This is a genomic window from Campylobacter concisus, assembly GCA_002092835.1.
GTDB lineage: Bacteria > Campylobacterota > Campylobacteria > Campylobacterales > Campylobacteraceae > Campylobacter_A > Campylobacter_A concisus_K.
In genome coordinates, this window is the sequence record LVWL01000008.1 from 1 (window position 1) to 17461 (window position 17461).

The 17461-nt window shown below is 39.0% G+C and carries 13 protein-coding genes, 6 tRNA genes and 2 pseudogenes; 3 read left to right on the top strand and 18 right to left on the bottom strand.

Features of this window, described 5'->3' with window-relative positions; translation table 11 throughout:
- Positions 1 to 184: 184 nt before the first annotated feature.
- From A3835_09290 to A3835_09350, 13 genes and pseudogenes are all read right to left on the bottom strand, one after another.
- Positions 185 to 269 (bottom strand) — tRNA-Leu (locus A3835_09290).
- Positions 270 to 284: 15 nt separating this feature from the next.
- A tRNA-Arg gene (locus A3835_09295) sits at positions 285 to 360 on the bottom strand.
- A gap of 15 nt (positions 361 to 375) precedes the next feature.
- Positions 376 to 452 (bottom strand) — tRNA-Arg (locus A3835_09300).
- A 6-nt stretch (positions 453 to 458) separates the two neighbouring features.
- Positions 459 to 535: transfer RNA gene (locus tag A3835_09305), tRNA-His, on the bottom strand.
- Between the two features lie 9 nt (positions 536 to 544).
- Positions 545 to 622 (bottom strand) — tRNA-Pro (locus A3835_09310).
- Positions 623 to 1049: 427 nt separating this feature from the next.
- On the bottom strand, positions 1050 to 1772 hold the full coding sequence (locus tag A3835_09315; GenBank protein ID ORI09759.1) for a hypothetical protein: 723 nt from the start codon (positions 1770 to 1772) through the stop codon (positions 1050 to 1052).
- The gene (locus tag A3835_09320; GenBank protein ORI09760.1) at positions 1765 to 2352 is read right to left on the bottom strand and encodes a phosphoribosylglycinamide formyltransferase; all 588 of its coding nucleotides are present in this window, start codon (positions 2350 to 2352) and stop codon (positions 1765 to 1767) included. The genes A3835_09315 and A3835_09320 overlap by 8 nt, the downstream gene beginning before the upstream one ends.
- Positions 2334 to 3737, bottom strand: a complete 1404-nt coding sequence (locus A3835_09325) for a bifunctional ADP-dependent (S)-NAD(P)H-hydrate dehydratase/NAD(P)H-hydrate epimerase (protein ID ORI09761.1) — start codon at positions 3735 to 3737, stop codon at positions 2334 to 2336. Before A3835_09325 ends, A3835_09320 begins: the two co-directional genes overlap by 19 nt.
- Before the next feature lies 1 nt (position 3738).
- A pseudogene (locus tag A3835_09330) lies at positions 3739 to 5243 on the bottom strand (Fis family transcriptional regulator).
- Positions 5240 to 5758, bottom strand: coding sequence for a peptide deformylase (locus A3835_09335; GenBank protein ORI09762.1), 519 nt, complete (start codon positions 5756 to 5758; stop codon positions 5240 to 5242). The pseudogene A3835_09330 and the gene A3835_09335 overlap by 4 nt, the downstream one beginning before the upstream one ends.
- Before the next feature lie 14 nt (positions 5759 to 5772).
- Entirely contained in the window at positions 5773 to 6795 is a 1023-nt protein-coding gene (locus tag A3835_09340) for a diguanylate cyclase (GenBank protein ID ORI09763.1), read from the bottom strand.
- 8 nt (positions 6796 to 6803) lie between these two features.
- Positions 6804 to 7394 (bottom strand): ATP-dependent Clp protease proteolytic subunit, encoded by a 591-nt coding sequence (locus A3835_09345; GenBank protein ORI09764.1) that lies wholly within the window; start codon positions 7392 to 7394, stop codon positions 6804 to 6806.
- A pseudogene (locus A3835_09350) lies at positions 7394 to 8723 on the bottom strand (trigger factor). Before A3835_09350 ends, A3835_09345 begins: the two are co-directional and overlap by 1 nt.
- 137 nt (positions 8724 to 8860) lie before the next feature.
- On the opposite strand from A3835_09350, the gene A3835_09355 reads away from it, so the two are divergent.
- A complete protein-coding gene (locus tag A3835_09355; GenBank protein ID ORI09765.1) occupies positions 8861 to 9433 on the top strand; it encodes a GTP cyclohydrolase I FolE in 573 nt (190 codons plus the stop codon).
- On the top strand, positions 9430 to 10737 hold the full coding sequence (locus A3835_09360; protein ORI09766.1) for an EscN/YscN/HrcN family type III secretion system ATPase: 1308 nt from the start codon (positions 9430 to 9432) through the stop codon (positions 10735 to 10737). Before A3835_09355 ends, A3835_09360 begins: the two co-directional genes overlap by 4 nt.
- Positions 10738 to 11344: 607 nt before the next feature.
- Here A3835_09360 and A3835_09365 read toward each other — a convergent pair.
- The 5 genes from A3835_09365 to A3835_09385 are packed head-to-tail and all read right to left on the bottom strand — an operon-like array spanning position 11345 to position 17311.
- On the bottom strand, positions 11345 to 13078 hold the full coding sequence (locus A3835_09365; protein ORI09767.1) for an AAA family ATPase: 1734 nt from the start codon (positions 13076 to 13078) through the stop codon (positions 11345 to 11347).
- On the bottom strand, positions 13078 to 14754 hold the full coding sequence (locus tag A3835_09370) for a long-chain fatty acid--CoA ligase (protein ID ORI09768.1): 1677 nt from the start codon (positions 14752 to 14754) through the stop codon (positions 13078 to 13080). Before A3835_09370 ends, A3835_09365 begins: the two co-directional genes overlap by 1 nt.
- Positions 14755 to 14766: 12 nt before the next feature.
- Positions 14767 to 15996, bottom strand: coding sequence for a transporter (locus A3835_09375; protein ORI09769.1), 1230 nt, complete (start codon positions 15994 to 15996; stop codon positions 14767 to 14769).
- Positions 15993 to 16844 (bottom strand): deoxyribonuclease IV, encoded by an 852-nt coding sequence (locus A3835_09380; GenBank protein ID ORI09770.1) that lies wholly within the window; start codon positions 16842 to 16844, stop codon positions 15993 to 15995. The genes A3835_09375 and A3835_09380 overlap by 4 nt, the downstream gene beginning before the upstream one ends.
- On the bottom strand, positions 16841 to 17311 hold the full coding sequence (locus A3835_09385; GenBank protein ID ORI09771.1) for a hypothetical protein: 471 nt from the start codon (positions 17309 to 17311) through the stop codon (positions 16841 to 16843). The genes A3835_09380 and A3835_09385 overlap by 4 nt, the downstream gene beginning before the upstream one ends.
- Before the next feature lie 68 nt (positions 17312 to 17379).
- Here A3835_09385 and A3835_09390 point away from each other — a divergent pair.
- Positions 17380 to 17454: transfer RNA gene (locus A3835_09390), tRNA-Glu, on the top strand.
- Positions 17455 to 17461: the final 7 nt, after the last annotated feature.

Below are 17461 nucleotides of genomic sequence, written 5' to 3' on the forward strand. Positions count from 1 at the left end.
CCCCTCATTAAAAGTGAGATGCTCTACCGACTGAGCTAGCAAGACATTTGCTTAAAAAAGAATTGAGATTATACAAAAAACATTATTACATGTCAAGAAACAAGAAAAAGTACCTAATACTTTCTATAATAAAGGTTAACTTTAATTTTTAACAACATAAGATTATCTAAAACTATAAAAAGAATGGTGCGGATGAAAGGACTTGAACCTTCACGCCGTGGGGCACCAGATCCTAAGTCTGGCGTGTCTGCCAATTTCACCACATCCGCACAACAATAATAAAGTGGTACGCCCATCAGGATTCGAACCTGAGCCTACGGCTTAGAAGGCCGTTGCTCTATCCAGCTGAGCTATGAGCGCATAAAGTATTTTAAGTGGCGCGCCCGATAGGAGTCGAACCCATAACCTACAGATCCGAAGTCTGTCGCTCTATCCAATTGAGCTACGAGCGCCCAAAATGGGGTGAGTGATGGGAATCGAACCCACGACCCTCAGGACCACAATCTGATGCTCTAACCGACTGAGCTACACTCACCATTTAACATGGTCGGGGTGAAAGGATTCGAACCTTCGGCCCTCTGGTCCCAAACCAGATGCGCTAACCAGACTGCGCTACACCCCGCCTGAGTCGTGTTTGTAAGTTTATGCCACTACCTCATTAAAAAGTCGTATTTTAACTTGTTTTTTTTATAAAGTCAATTAAAAAACACTTAAATTAATAGAAATTATATATAAAAAATAATTCGATCAAAAATATTAATTAGCACTTTACTAAATACATAATCTTTTAAACGAGCTAGCTTTCTATGCTTCTATATTTTGCTATCTACCACAAATTTAACCTTTATTTCATGGATTTTTAGTAGCTTGATAAGAATATTTTACACTGATATTACAACGAAACAAACATCAATCTATTGTCTATTATGCATTTTATGCTTATCAAAATTTTACCTTCAAATTTCAACAGATTTATCTTTTCGGGCTAGAATTTTTTGATTAACATTTTATCCATCATATCATTAGCTTTTTTCATCGTCGTAAAAATATTATTTAGCTATTACTTTCTTTTTTGCATAGATATTTATACTTTCCACTGCCAATGAAAATGCCATCGCAAAATAGATATATCCCTTTGGAATATGAAATCCTAATCCTTCAGCAACTAGTGTCATGCCTACAAGCACCAAAAATGCAAGTGCTAAAATTTTTATAGTCGGGTTATTATCTACAAAATTAGAAATACCTTTTGACGCTATCATCATTACGCCAACTGCTAAAATAACAGCTATGATCATTATCTCTATATGCTCAGCCATTCCAACAGCTGTGATAACACTATCAAGAGAAAAAACAATATCCAAAACAGCTATCTCGCTTACAATAACCAAGAAATTTGCATGTGTTTTTTTACTATTTTTATGCTCTTCGCTTTCGCCAGAAACACTAGAATGTATTTCAAGAGTTGATTTCACAAGTAAAAATAGACCGCCTAGTATAAGTACCAAATCTCGGCCGCTTATGCTAAATTCCGCGATAGTAAAGAGTGGCTTCGTAAGCTTCATGATCCAAAACAATGAAAGTAAAAGTAAAATTCTAGTCACCATAGCTAGCCCTAGGCCGACAATCCTACCACTGCCACGCTGCTGAGGAGGTAGTTTACCTACCAAAATAGCGATAAATATAATATTATCTATGCCTAAAACTATCTCTAAGCCAGTTAACGTAAGTAGTGATATCCACGCTTCTGGCGAACTAAACCATTCAAACATTTGCTTCCTTTGTTAAAATTTTTATTATGCTATCAGGCAAAATTTCATGCTCTATCGCATGGATTTTGCTCTCCCAATCCTCTAAACTCATATCGTCCTCTCGTTCAAAAGCCCTTTGTGCGATGAGTTTACCTCCGTCAAGCTCCTCGCTCACGTAGTGCACGCTAACTCCGCCAAGCATCATCTCGCTCTCAAAGCTCTCTTTTATCGCATGAGCGCCTTTAAAAAGTGGCAATATGGAAGGATGTAAATTTATGGCTTTTATCTTTGATGTAAAAACAGGAGTTAATATCCTCATAAACCCAGCAAGCACCGTTAGTTCAGCGCCGCTTTTTAAAATTTGCTCTACAACTACAGCGTCAAATTCTTCTCTATTTGCAAATTTGGCACTCTCTATTACCATCGTATCAAGCCCAAATTTCTTAGCTCGCTCGATGCCAAATGCACCAGGCTTGTTGCAGATACAAAGGCAAACTTCGATCTTTACGCCATTAAAAATTTGATTATGAACTTTTTTAAGTATCGCTTCTAAATTTGAGCCACTGCCGCTAAAAAGCACGGCTATCTTTTTTGTAAGCATTTTACTCCTTTGATGATGTCTGTTGGCTCGAGCGCGTAGCTGTTTTTGTCAAAATTTCTAAGGCTAAGCGCATGAGCTAAAGTGGCTGAGATGGCAGCATCAAGAGGCTCATAGCCTTGAGCCAAAAGTGCTAGTACAAGACCGCTTAGCACGTCGCCGCTACCGCCTTTTGCAAGCGTGTTTTTGCCATAAGGCATGACGTAAATTTGCCCATCTTTAGCAATTATGGTGTTTGCCCCTTTTAGCACAAGCACAGCCTTAAATTTCTCGCTCCAAGCCCTCGCGTAAGCGTATCTGTTTTCTTGCAAAGTTTGCACATCTATATCGGCTATTTTGCAAATTTTTAAAAGCGAGCAAAACTCCTTTGGATGAGGTGTCAAGACGCAGTTTTCGCTTAGCAGCTCAAGCACTTTTTGGCTGTAAAAGATATCAGCGTCAAGAACGAGCTTTTTGCCCTTTAAAATTTGCACCTCAAGCTCTTCTACGCCCCTTTTGCCAAGCCCCATACCAAGGGCTCCAGCGTTCATTTTTTCGCTTATCTTGCTAGCTTGCATGATATGCGTTGGTAAATTTAAACCTTGCTCGCCTATCACGCTAACTAGCCCAGCTCCAAAGGCAAATGCCGCCTTTGCGCAAAGTTTGCTAGCTCCTATGTGCTCGCCAGATATGATAAAAGCGTGGCCAAAATCGCCTTTATTTACGCACTGATTTTTTCTATTTGGAAGTATGAGGTCGCATTTTTCAAGCAAGTGATAGTCGCTTTCGCACTCGTAGTTTTGAGCGCTTATGCCAAGAGTAGCGACCTTTATCTTGCCCACGTAGTCCTTTGCCGCGTCACTATAAAGAGCTAGCTTTCTAGCTCCCATCGTTATAGTAGCGTCTGCTTTTACGCAAGTGCCAAGCACCTTGCCCTCGCTACTTAGCCCGCTTGGCACGTCGCAAGCGATGATATAGGCAGTGCTAGCGTTTATTTTTGAGATAAGCTCTATGTGTTTTTCGTCTAAATTTCTATTTAGCCCTGAGCCAAAGAGCCCGTCTATAACGCATTGTGCGCTATTTAAGCTATTTTCTACGTCTTTGCTCTCTCGCACGCCAGCAAATTTAGCCCTTTCAAGCTGTTTGCTCGCAAGTGGCTTTAAATTTTTACTAGCTAGGATAAATTCACACTCATACTCGCCCTCTAGCATCCTTAAAGCGCAAAGCACGTCAGCGCCGTTGTTTCCGCCACCGCAAATGCCAAGCACTCTCTCGCCTTTTTTAAATTTCATACGTATGAAATTTGCTATGCCCGCAGCTGCATTTTCCATTAAAAGCTCTTCACTAAGGTCAAATTTCTCGCCTGCTCGCTCGTCCAAAACTCTCGTGTCTAAATATAAATTTTTCATTCTATGCCCTAAAACTAAGCGCCTCTAGGATGTGGGGCTTTAAAATTTGCTCGCTCTCATCAAGATCAGCGATGCTTCTAGCCACTCTAAGCGTCCTTTTTATGCCCCTTTGAGAGAGGTTGTACTTCGTGGCGGCCTTTTGTAAAATCTCACTTGCCTCGGCATTTAACGTGCAAAATTTAGCTACCTGCGCGTCATTTAGCTTGCCATTTAGCTCATCTTGACCCCGCTTTTTTTGAAAGATAAAGGCTTTTAGCACCATCTCGCTCATCTGCTGTGAGCTCAAACTCGCCTTATCATCTGGCGAGCTCTCATCCATCGCTACTTTTAGATCGATGCGGTCAAGCACTGGGGCTGAAATTTTGGCTTTGTAGTTTTTTATCTCATTTTCGCTGCATTTGCAGTTTAGGTTGCGTGAGAATAAATTTCCACAAGGGCAGGGATTTTGAGCGGCTACGAAGATAAATTTAGTCTCATAAGTCACTTTTGAATTCACTCTTGCGATATGGATTTGATTGTCCTCTAGTGGCTCTCTTAGGCTTTCAATCACCTGCTTTGAAAAGTGAGGAAACTCGTCAAAAAATAGTACCCCGCCATTTGCAAGCGCGATTTCGCCGATCTTTGCGACGTTTGAGCCTCCTCCAAAGATCGAGCTTTTAGTCGAGGTGTGATGGGGCGAGCGAAAAGCTCTAATACTTGTAAATTCGCTATCTTGAAGATTTAAAGAGCGGTAGGCGGCAGACTTTAGCACCTCTTCTAAGCTTTGTGGCGCCATGATATAAACTAGGCGTTTTGCACACATGCTCTTGCCACTACCTGGGCTGCCTTCAAATAAAATATTGTGCATACCAACGGCCGCAATAACGCAGGCTCTTTTTGCGCGATCCTGACCCAAAACATCCCTAAAATCAAGCTCGAAGTTTAAATTTGGAACATATCTTTTACCAGAAATTTCTATCACATTTGAAAATAGTTCATGAGTAGCGTTAAAACGTATGCTTTTTGCAAATTCTTCATCGCTAAAAAATCTGATCGCCTCCTCTAGTGTGCTAACTCCATAAACCTCTAAATTTGGGATCATCGAGCTTTAGCGGCTATCTCACTAGGCACTAAAATTTTTGCCTTTTGCACCTGTGTGCTTAAAAAAAGTAGGATCGAAAACAAATTTGCCGTGCTTTTTACACTGCCATCAAGTCCAAGCTCGCCAAAAACAAAAATTTTCTCCAAGCTTTTTGCTTTTTGAAGTGCGATTAAAAGGGCGATACTTAGGTCAAAATGTGAGCCGCTTTTTGGCAGGTCTGAGGGGGATAAATTTATGGTTATTTTCTGAGCTGGAAAGGCAAAGTCAAGCGCTAAAAGTGCCGCCTTTACGCGCTCTGTGCTCTCTTTGATGCTGGTGCTTGCAAGTCCTACGATACTAAAGCCAGGAAGCCCACGAGAAAAGATTGACTCAACATCAATAATCTTTAGTCCGTCGCCGTAAGTAGCACATTTTAGGGACTTCATGATGTCTTTTCTTTTTTCTGCTTTTTGTATTCCTTGTCGAATTTTTTGCGTTTGTTAAAGCCTATTTTTTCTATAAAAAGATGTCCGTCTAGGTGGTCATTTTCATGCTGGATAGCGATCGCTAGAAGCCCATCAGCTCTTAAGCTTTGCTCTTTGCCAAAGCGATCTTGATATTTGATAGCCACAACCTCATTTCTTTTTACATCTTCATAATATCCGGGCACACTAAGGCAACCCTCTTGATAGATGCATTCTCCTTCGCGTAGTTCAAACTTTGGATTTATGATTTCGATTAAATTTTCTTTATCTTGCACGCCCTCGTCATTGGCTAGATTTATAATAAAAATTCTTTTTGCGACACCTATCTGAATAGCAGCAAGACCGATGCCCTCTTTTGCAATCATCGTATCATACATATCATCAAGTAGTTTGTGAAGTTCCTCATCAAAATTTTTAACCTCTTTTGAGACTTCGTAAAGCTTTTTATTTGGATAAGATAAAACCTCTAAGATCAAGCCCAAACTCCTACTTATTCACCCAAAAATATAGGCTGCTCATCATCTTGTGTTAGCATTAGTTGATCTAACGAGTAAGAGATTAATTCTTCAGCACTTCTTGTCTTTGTTATCATGCTTGAAACCACTTGGATGTCAAGCTTGCACTCTTCACCATCTATCTTCCAAGGTATAGATGAAAGCATATTTAAAATTCTACTACCGGCTTGTTTTGTACCATTTTCATCAGTATATTTCATAACCATAGCAAAACAGCCATCTCCGTAATGAGCTACTATATCGCTTCTTCTAGAAGTTCTTAAAAGAAGCTGTGATATAGCTTTATACATATTGTTTCGCTCTTTTAAATTTTTAACACGATTTGTAAATCTATCTTTTGCTCTTACTAGTAAAAACGATGCGTTATAGCCATATCTTTTAACAGCTTCTACTTCACTTTGCACTGTGGCTACTAAAAATTTTTTATTATAGACGTCATATGTCGTATCATAAATCGACTGCTCTTCAATAGATTTAAGCATCTTGGCTACTTCGTCATAGCTTACTTTAATGACATCAAGATGCTTATCCATAAGGCTGTTTAATTTTATTAAGTCATGGTTAAATGCGCTTAAAACATTTTGAAGAGCTAGGATATTTGTATTATTTTTAAGTGCATCCATGCGCTTTTGCACTAGGCCTCTCATAATGCCTAAATTTTTATAGATTAGCACCACGGCTTGAAGCATGCTTTTTATTTGGATAAAACCTTGCTTTATCTCTTTTTCAATAGAGATATTACCATTTGTAGGCACTGAGATTTCAGAATTTGCGACTATAATATCACCGATCTCTTTTCTAAATTCATCAGGCTGTCCATCAAGCATTTTCTCAAAATAAATAGAGTAATTATTTGGCGTAGATGGAACATTATCGTCGCTTAATTCATGCAAAACATTTTCTGAAAATCTGTAGATATCTACCTTTTCTTTTTCTAGAATATGTTTTACCTCAACCGCTTTTTTCTTAGGGTCTGGTGCATTATCTATCTTTATCACTTTGGGCCTTATTTAAAACTTTTCTCCAAAATTTTATCAACAAGTCCGTACTCTTTGGCTTCGGCCGAACTCATAAAGAAGTCACGTTCAGTATCTTTTACGATCTTACTTAGCTTTTGGCCTGTATTTTTGGCCAAAATTCCATTTAAAATCTCTTTCATACGCAAAATTTCACGAGCTTGTATCTCGATATCAGTCGCTTGTCCTCTAGCACCGCCAAGTGGTTGATGTATCATGATGCGAGAATTTGGTAGTGCATATCTTTTACCTGGCGCACCACAGCTTAATAAAAATGCACCCATACTAGCGGCTTGGCCAATACAGATCGTGCAAACATCTGGCTTTATGTAGTTCATCGTATCATAGATGCTAAAGCCACTTGTTATCACGCCACCTGGTGAGTTTATATATAGATAGATATCTTTATCTGGATCTTCAGCCTCTAAAAATAGCAGCTGGGCGACTATAGAAGCAGCCATGCCATCTTCTATCTCGCCACTTAGCATAACGATCCTGTCTTTTAAAAGACGGGAGTATATATCATAGCTTCGCTCACCTCTGCTAGTTCTTTCAACTACGACAGGAACGTAATAGCTCATTACTCGGCCTTCTCTTTTTTACTTGCTTTTTTCTCGTCTTTTTCTTTGTTAAATAGCTCACCAAATAGCTTCTCTTCGATCATTGACATCTTTATAGCTGGAAGCATGCCTTGGTTGCGGTACATATCAAGGTGTGCTTTTGGATCTTGTCCGCTTCTATACGCCTCAAAATAGATCGCTTGAACAACCTCTTGATCGCTTACTTTTACGCCTCTTACACGAGCTAGTTCATCAATGATGAAAGTTAAACGAACGCTATTTTCAGCGTCTTTTCTAACTCATCACGTTTTTTAGAAAGAGCATCTTTATCCTCTCTAAATTTTTTCATATCATCTGGAGTAAATGAGCTCCATGCGTTTCTAAACTGCATATCAATCTCTTGCTCGACAATATTTTTTGGCACGTCAAATTTAAATTTCTCAACCGCAGCTTCAGCAAATTTTGGCTTAAGCTCATCATTTATAAGTTTATAAATTTTCTCTTGGCGGATTTGCTCTTTTATACGCTCATCAAGTACCTCTTCAGTTGGTTTTTCTTCATTTGGAAGTAAAGTTTTTAGCATCTCTTCATCTAGTTTTTCAGGAATTTTTTTCTCTTGAATTTCATGAAGTTTGACTTTAAAAACAGCATCTTTGCCAGCTAAATGTGCAGCGCCGTAGTTTTCTGGGAATTTAACCTCGATATCTTTTTCGCCACCAGCTTTTATGCCTACCATGCCATCTTCAAAGCCTGGGATGAATTGATTTGAGCCGATCTCAAGCACATAGTTTTCAGCCTTGCCACCATCAAATGCAACGCCATCAACAAAGCCTTCAAAGTCAAATTTAGCAAAATCGCCAACCTTTAGGCCTCTTTTGCCATCAATTTTCTCAAGTGGAGCTATCATTTTTAAAAGTTCAGTTTTTTTCTCATCGATATCTTTTTTCAAAACACGTGGGTTTGAAAACTCAGGTATCAAGCTCTCATAGCCGCTCACATCGACACTTGGCTTAAATGAAACTGTTAGCTCAACATCGATCTTACCATCTTTTCTGTCAAATTTTGAAACGATAGCTCGCCGATAAGATCATCATTTTTCTTTCCTGCTTGTTTTATAGCCTCATCAACAACATCTCTTAAGACATCTTGCTCAGCATCATTTGTTAGCTCTTTCTCGTAGCGTTTTAGCACAATAGCAACTGGCACATGGCCTTGTCTAAAGCCATCTACTTTCATAGTTTTTGCTGCTTTTTTTGCTAGTTTCTCTACGCTAGATTTTATAGCATCCGCACTTATAGTCGTGCTTGCTAAGGTATTTACGCTATCTAGAGCTTTTGTTTTGATTTCCATCTAATTCCTTTATGAATACAAATTTTTAGCCCAAAATATAGCAGAATTTTCCTTATTTCATTGTAAATTTGTAAATTTTTATAGATATAAAAGGCGTTTTAACGTAGAATCTAGCAATAAAATCATGGAGAAAATTTATGCAAGAGAGTTTTGAAAATTCGGTTAAAAACATGCTAACGATTATAGGCGAAGATCCAAATAGAGAAGGGCTTATAAAGACGCCTGAGCGTGTCTTTAAAGCATTTAAATTTCTAACTAGCGGATATGATGAAGATCCAAAAGAGGTTCTTGGTGACGCACTTTTTACTAGCTCAAATAATGAGATGGTTTTGATGCGAAACATCGAATTTTACAGTCTTTGCGAGCACCATTTGTTGCCTATTATCGGCCGTGTGCATGTGGCGTACATCCCAAATGGCAAGGTCGTTGGCCTTAGTAAAATTCCACGCATGGTAAATATCTACGCAAGACGCTTGCAAATTCAAGAGCAAATGACTGAGCAGATCGCAAAAGCACTTGAGGACGTAATCGCTCCAAAAGGCGTTGGAGTCGTCGTCGAGGCTAGACATATGTGCGTTGAGATGAGAGGTGTGCAAAAGATAAACTCAACCACCACGACCTCAGCACTTAGAGGCTGCTTTATCAAAAACGCAGACACAAGGCGAGAATTTTTCTCACTTATAAATTCTCCTATGGAAACGCATTTTTGAGCTTAGAGCATATAAATTTAAAGCTTAAAGAGGGTGTGAAACTCTCAAACACCTTTGGCATCATAACCAAAATCACAGCTACGACTATCGAGATCACTGGACTTCGTCCAAGTATCGGTGACATCGTGCGTATAGTTGCAAAAGATAAGAGTAAAAATGGCCTTGGCATGGTTACACAGATAAAGACAGATGGCGCTTATATCAGTCCATTTGGCTTTGTTGAGGGCTTTAGGATAGGCGACTTCGTCTATGAGAGCGATCAGGGCATGAGCATACCTGTGGGGCCAAATTTGCTAGGCCGCGTGGTCGATCCATTTATGAAGCCCATTGATGGCAAAGGAGCGATCGAGACGACTGAATATATGCCGATCATGAGAGCGCCGATAGATGCGATGAAAAGGGGGCTTATAAATGAGCCATTTAGCGTTGGTATAAAGACGATAGATGGGCTGCTCACTTGTGGTAAAGGGCAAAAGCTGGGAATTTTCGCAGGTTCGGGCGTGGGAAAATCAACCCTCATGGGTATGATCGTAAAAAATACGCTAGCTCCCATAAAAGTAGTCGCACTAATAGGCGAGCGTGGCCGTGAGGTACCTGAATTTATAGAGAAAAACCTAGGAGGCGACCTGGAGGGCACGGTCATCATCGTAGCGACCAGCGATGATAGCTCACTCATGCGAAAATACGGCGCATTTTGTGCGATGAGCGTGGCTGAGTACTTCAAACAGCAGGGCAACGACGTACTTTTCATCATGGATAGCGTGACGCGTTTTGCGATGGCACAGCGTGAGATCGGCCTTGCGCTTGGCGAGCCACCGACCTCAAAGGGTTATCCACCAAGCTCGCTCACACTTTTACCTCAGCTAATGGAGCGTGCTGGTAAAGAGGAGGGCAAGGGCAGCATCACGGCATTTTTCACAGTGCTCGTCGAAGGCGATGACATGAGCGATCCGATAGCTGACCAAAGCCGCTCTATCCTAGACGGACACATCGTACTAAGCCGGGAGCTAACAGACTTTGGAATTTACCCACCCATCAATATCCAAAACTCGGCCTCGCGTGTCATGGGCGATGTGATCAGCAAAGAGCACAAGCTAAATGCGATGAAATTTAAGCGTCTTTACTCGCTTTTAAAAGAAAACGAAGTCTTGCTTCGTATCGGTGCTTATCAAAAGGGTAGCGACAAGGAGCTTGATCTTGCGATCTCAAAAAAAGAATTTATGGAAAATTTTTTAAAGCAAAGTTCAGAAGAGACCTTTACGCTCGAAGAGGTCGAAGAACTACTCGATAAGATCAATCAGTAGATTTCTAAAATTTGTAAGCCTTTTGACAAATTTTGCTACTAAAATTTTTATAGCTTCTTGAGTCTTGCCAAAAATATAATCAATTTTTTATACTAATTGCTAAAGTGATCACGCATTACTTCTTTGCTTCGGGTATAAAAATTGCGCTCAAGGACCTATATAAATTTCTATTTTCTCATCTTTTTTTTAATTTCAAAAAGCGCTGCTACAAACATCATGAAAGAGAATTTGAAATTTATGAGGCTTTTTATTTTAGACTTCGTGAGGACAGTTTTTGTGTTATGCAAAACGATAAAGTATTAAAAACTCTTTCTAAGCACAATACGCATTCCAAACAGCGATCACAAAGTGGACAAATTCCAAAATTTGGGATTTTTTGACAAAAATTACTTATTTGCAAACTCTACAGTAGTGAATTTGAGACAGGCGAGCGAGCTAAATTTATAATATACTGATGTCTGTCTTGCTATAAATTTTGGTGGCAGTCATAGCGCAAATTTAATTATAAAATCAAAATTTTACGTTTAGTCCAGTAATCCCTAGCACTTTAGACTTTACCTCTTGGCAAAAGCGTATAGTCACACGAGATAGTAAAATTTGAAAGAGATTAAGAACCAAATCCCATCTTTTTATCCTCGCCAAAGCTTGAGTTTAGTTCGCGCTCTATCGTAGTTTTGAAGTCCTCAAAGGTAAAAATTCCATCATCTTTTATCGCAACTTTTAAGGCGGTATTTTTTAGTGCAAGGACGATCTGAGCGCCACTTAGGTTAAACTCAGCCAGCCTTTCTACACTAAAGCCATCTTCAAAGCTCGCATTTTCAGGCAAAATTTTACGCCAAATGGCAAGCCTGCCGTTGAAGTCTGGTTTTTTAAACTCGATCTTATAGTCAAACCTTCTAGAAAACGCGACATCAAGGCTTTGCAAGAAATTTGTCGTAGCGATCAGCACACCCTCAAAGCGTTCGATCTGCTCTAAAAAGATGTTTTGCATTTGATTATGCATCTTCTCAGCGCCGCTTGAGCTCTCCACTCTCGTGCTTAAGAACTGATCGGCTTCGTTTAGTAAAAGTACTGGCTCACTGCCACTTTTTTTGCAAATTTCTTTGTAGGTGTCAAAAATTTTCCTTACATTTTGCTCGCTCTCGCCGACATATTTGCTTAAAATTTTTGAACAGTCAAAGCTTAGAATTTGCTTTTTTAGGCTCTTTGCAAGTCCAACGGCGCTCATCGTCTTACCAGTGCCAGGCTCGCCGTAAAAGATAATCTTAGCGTCTATATTTTTTCTAGTTTTTATGCCCCAGCTACTAAGTCTGGCGAGCACTTTTTTATCTACTTGCTTTAGGATCGTGCTTAAAAGCTGCTTTGTCTTTTCGTTTAGCACGACATCTTCTAGGCTAGTTACCGGCTCTATTAGCTCAAAAATTTCTTGCTCTTTTACTAGGCTTTCGATCTTGATTTTTTTGCTATTTTTATCATTTTTTGGATGCATTATGCTTTGCAAAATTTCTTCATTTATAAAAAAGCTCTTGCTTACATTGCCGTAAGCGTTTAAAACCTCATCATAATCGATCAGCGCACCTTCAATGAGCCTTGAGCCGTCCTCTAAAAGCGTGCGATTTTTGATGCGCTCAAGCTCGTCTTTGCTTATTAGCCCAACTAGCGTGTTTAGATCACGACCGTTCTCAAAGTCGCCCGCGTACTCCTCTTTTAAAAGGGCTAAAAAGATGATCTGCTCTTTTTCATCAAGCGAATTTTCTTTAAAGATTTGCTCTATTTTTAGACTAATCTTGCTTAGTTTTACGCGCTCGTTGATTCGCTTTGTAAGCTCAGAAATTTGCTCATTTATGCGCTTTTTGGCATCACTTGAGCTGTTTTCAAAAATAGCAGCCTTTGAGTAAAGCTCCACCTTTAAAAACTGATCTTTTAAATACTCCAAATGATCCTCATATGGCGTAAGCTCTGGTAAATTTATATCAGCGTTGCCATCTTCAAGAATTTTTAAAAATGTGGCTGATAGAGAAATTTCAGAATGAAGCAACGAAAGAAGCCCTTGAGCTGAAGCCCTTTGCGTACTCTCAGGTATTTTAAAAAGACTATAATTTTGTACAATCCAACCGCTATCAAGCAAATTTTTTATAAATTTTAGATACAAAAGCTGCTTATCATTTTGCGTGCCAAAGACTGCTCCAAGTAGCTCAAAAACGCTCATATTAGCTGTTCCTTGCACATAAGCTTTACTTAGATATTTTAAAATTTCTCCCTCTTCGTCGCCACACTTTATCAGCTCGTAAATTTTGCTTTTTTTAAGGTCCTGGTTTAAAAAATCAAGCAAGTATTTCACTAAAATTTATCCTTCATCTGCTCTATTTGCTCTTTTAATACACGTTTTAGCACCTTGCCAGTAGCATTTCTAGGCAACTCTTCGGCAAAATAGATACTCTTTGGTATCTTGAAATTCGCTAAATTTTTCTTCAAATGCTCTCTTACTGTCTTTTCATCAAGATCCATGCCCTCTTTTACTTGTATGAAAGCGACGACCTCTTCATCGGCATGTACGTCTTTTACGCCAATTACCGCTGTTGCTTCGACTGCTTCAAGTTTGTAAATAACCTCTTCGATCTCGCGCGGATAGATGTTAATGCCCTTTGATATGATGAGGTCTTTTTTGCGATCAACGATGTAGATAAAGCCCTCTTCATCGACTTTTCCAAGATCTCCGGTCTTTAACCAGCCGTTTATTATGGTCTCATCAGTGATGCTTGGCATACCATAGTAGCCTTGCATGACGCAGTCGCCCTTTACAATGATCTCGCCGATCTGGCCAACTGGAAGCTCCATCATCTCATCATTTACGATCTTTACCTCATAGCCATCAAGCACAGGCCCTACACTTAAAAGCTTTTGTTTATCATATAAATTTGCAGCTACGACAGGTGAGCATTCACTAAGGCCATATCCCTCGACAAGTGTTGCACGTGGAAATTTCACTCTAAAGTCATCTATCGTCTGCTTTGCAAGCGGAGCTGCACCGCTTACAAATAATCTAATGCGGTTAAACCATCTAAAATACCAAGGAATTTTTGCCTTACCAATAGCTGTATAGATGGCTGGAATTCCTAAAAATACAGTTACACGCTTTAGCAAAGTTTGCTTTAACACATTTGAAAATGGAAATACTGATTTTACAAGAACCATAGATGCACTCGCAAATATCGGAAGCAACACCATTGCAGTTAGCGTAAAACTATGAAACATCGGTAAAAAGACTATGAAACGATCGCTTTTTTTCACTATAAAACGATCATGAGCTCCAATTAAATTTGAAAAGATATTTTTATAGCTTATCATCGCACCTTTTGGCTTGCCAGTAGTGCCTGAAGTGTAAATTATATGCATTAAATCATCTATTGCCGGATACTTTGTGATACTAAGGGCGTATTTGTGATTTAGAGTTTCTGTAAAATTTACATTTTTAACAAGGCCATTATTTTCATAACCCTTGCTCATATCCTCTTTTGAAATTTGAGGTGTTGAAGTAAGATACGCGCTCTCGCCATACTCTTCATCAGTGTCTATATATTCATCCTTTGAGGCACTTTGAAGTTTCTTTGGTATTGCTCCGATCCAGATTATCTTTCTTAAAATTTCAAGCTCATTTAATGCGATTAACTCTTTTGCAAGCGAGCTAGACGCAAAAAGCACCTTTGCACCGCAGTCATTTAAGATATACTCAAACTCATTTGTTTTTAAAAAGGTATTCATCGGCACCGCAACCGCACCGATAGCCGTGATGGCAAGGTATGAGATGATAAATTCTTTCGAGTTTGTAACCGCCATAGCTACTTTATCACCAAATTTTACTCCAGCAAGTTGCAGATAAGCTGCCACTTTATCGACATTTTGCTTTAATTCGCGATATTTTAGTTTCTCTTTTTCTTCAAAAAGAACTACTTGATTTGGATTTTCCTTTGCTACTTTGGTTAAAATTTCATAAAAATTATTATAAGAGTATCGCATTCTTGACCCTAACTAAAATGTATATTTAAAAGTCGTACCAAGGATCTGGATCTTGCCAGTTTCAAACTCGCCTGATATTTTTCCAGCAGCTGTTGAAATACCTGTTGCGCGCTTTTTGTCACGATGTTGATAAACATATCCAACTGCCATTTCAAGATTTGGTGTAAATTTATAATTTACTCCAAAAGAATATACCTTAGATGTGGTATTTGGAAGCTCTAAGCCAGTATGCTTGCTGCTTGTAATATCTTCATCATAGGCAAAGCCAGCCATTAGTCTAAATTTTTCATTTACGTCGTAGGCAAGACCTAGCCTATATGTATTTGTATCTTTTGCATTTTTTATGACTGGATCATCCATGAATCTTGCAAAAGCTGGATGCGAGTGAGCTGGACCTTTATCCATGTATTCAAAGTCATAGCCTTTAAATTTAGACCAATAAGTCCTCTCAAAAGCTAGTAAAAGAGTAAAGTCGCTAAATTTATATCCAGCAGCAAGCACAAGCTGAGCAGGAAGTGGGATCTCAACTTTTGTTTTGCCATGATAGCTTATAGGGGATAGCGCTCCGTTAAAATCAGCATCTGTATGGCCTTTAAGTTCTAAATTTACATTTGAGCGGTAAGTAACGGCAAAGCTCAAATCCTCAATAGGTCTATAAGTAAGCGCGACATTATAGCCATAGCCCATACCATCGCCTTTTATCTCTCTGTAGCCTATTCGTCCAAAGTCGCTTGCTATCTTACCTTTGGTGTAAACACCTCTAGCACCAAGAGCAACGGCAAGTTTATCATTTATGCGGTAAGCCACGGTTGGATTTAGCTCAACAACTTGCAGCTTAAACCTTTTAGCGGTAAATGCAGTAGCTGGATCCTCCCATGATACACCAACAGCAGCAGGAACGGCAAGAGCTAAACCAAATTTCCAGTTTTCATAAATTTCTGGCGTTACAAAACTAAATGTACCAGCTAGCGAGTCAAATTTTTCTGACCTGTAGCTTTTGCCACTATCACTTTTAAACTCAAGCTTATTTATATGAAACCAGCCAAGGGTACTTTCTATGTGATGACGTCCATCTAAAAACATCATATTTGCAGGGTTAAAATATGCCGCGTCAGCCCCAAAACTAAAGGCTACGTTACTAGCAGCAAGACCTAAAGAATCAGCACTTTGCTCAGGAACCTTATAACCTCCAGCATTTAGCAAAGTAGATGCCATAATAATGCTTAATAGCACTTTTTTCATAGTTTTTCCTTTTCGAAATTTCTTAAAATTTTTATCTCGTCTTCCCAAATACTCTCGTCAATCGTCTCTAATATTAAAGGAATTTCGCCTATTTTATCATCATTTATTATATTTTTAAAAGTACTAAATCCAAGCTCACCCTTGCCAATGCTCTCGTGCCTATCTTTTTTCGAGCCAAGTCCAAATTTTGCATCATTTAAATGCATGCCAGATAAAAATTTATAGCCAATGATCGCATCAAATTCCCCCATCGTTTTGGCGTAGGCCTCTTTATTTCTTAGATCATATCCAGCAGCAAATGCGTGACAGGTATCAAAGCAGACACCAACCCTACTCTCATCGTCTACTCGCTCTATCAAATAAGCAATCTGCTTAAAACTAAAGCCTAAATTTGAGCCTTGTGCAGCTGTATTTTCGATAACTAGCTTTACACCGCTTGTACGCTTAAGTGCCGCATTCATGCAGTTTGCAATATTATCTAAGCACTCTTTTTCGCTTATTTGTTTTAGATGTGAGCCTGGATGAAAATTTAAAAGCTCTAGCCCAAGCTTACTGGCGCGATCTATCTCATCTACAAAGGCTTCAAGCGACTTTGCTCTTGCCTCCTCATCTGGATGGCCTAAATTTATCAAGTAACTACTGTGTGGCAAAACATGCTTTGTGCTTATGCCAGAAATTTTTAGATTTTCTTTAAACTGCTCTATTTCACTAGCACTTAGCTCTTTTGCATTCCACTGGCGTTGATTTTTTGTAAAAAGCGCAAAGGCATTTGCTCCTATTTTTGCAGCATTTAACGGAGCGTTGAACACGCCTCCAGCTGCACTTACGTGAGCTCCTATGTATCTCATTTTAACTCTTTTATTATCACTCTTATTTTATTTTTGCTATCTACAAATTTGACGTAGTTATCACAAACCTCGTATTTTATAAAATATGAACTTAGATCTTGTCTAAAGCCACACTCCGTATTTATCAAGCCTTTGCCGTCGTAAATCTTTTCTTTTTGCAAAATTTCTTCAAAAAGGCTCTCGTAGTGCGGGGCTAGAAAAAATTTCTCATTAAACTCAGTCTTGTTAAAGCAAGCGTTATTTACGCAAATTTTATCTCTTATGCTTATATTTGCGGTGTTTACACCAGAACTATAAATTTGCAAATTTAGCTCATTTTTATATTTATGGAAAAATCCAACGTCATTTATCTTGATCATCGGCGAAAATAAAGTAACTTGAAAAGCTTGTGAATTTTGCGGCGTTTTGGTAGCCACGCAACCTGTAAAAATAAAAACAGACAACAAAGTAAATAAAAAATTTTTCAAAAATTTTTCCTTATTAATCTAAAATTAAGTATAAAAGAAATATAATCCCAACTTCATAACCGACATGTGGCCCATTCGTCTAGCGGTTAGGACATCGCCCTTTCACGGCGGTAACACGAGTTCGAGTCTCGTATGGGTCACCACTTCTAA

Excerpts from the sequence above, each read along its gene's own strand:
- A3835_09315 (ORI09759.1), bottom strand. The coding sequence starts at position 1,772 with ATGTTTGAATGGTTTAGTTCGCCAGAAGCGTGGATATCACTACTTACG.
- A3835_09320 (ORI09760.1), bottom strand. The coding sequence starts at position 2,352 with ATGCTTACAAAAAAGATAGCCGTGCTTTTTAGCGGCAGTGGCTCAAAT.
- A3835_09325 (ORI09761.1), bottom strand. The coding sequence starts at position 3,737 with ATGAAAAATTTATATTTAGACACGAGAGTTTTGGACGAGCGAGCAGGC.
- A3835_09345 (ORI09764.1), bottom strand. The coding sequence starts at position 7,394 with ATGAGCTATTACGTTCCTGTCGTAGTTGAAAGAACTAGCAGAGGTGAG.
- A3835_09355 (ORI09765.1), top strand. The coding sequence starts at position 8,861 with ATGCAAGAGAGTTTTGAAAATTCGGTTAAAAACATGCTAACGATTATA.
- A3835_09370 (ORI09768.1), bottom strand. The coding sequence starts at position 14,754 with ATGCGATACTCTTATAATAATTTTTATGAAATTTTAACCAAAGTAGCA.
- A3835_09375 (ORI09769.1), bottom strand. The coding sequence starts at position 15,996 with ATGAAAAAAGTGCTATTAAGCATTATTATGGCATCTACTTTGCTAAAT.
- A3835_09380 (ORI09770.1), bottom strand. The coding sequence starts at position 16,844 with ATGAGATACATAGGAGCTCACGTAAGTGCAGCTGGAGGCGTGTTCAAC.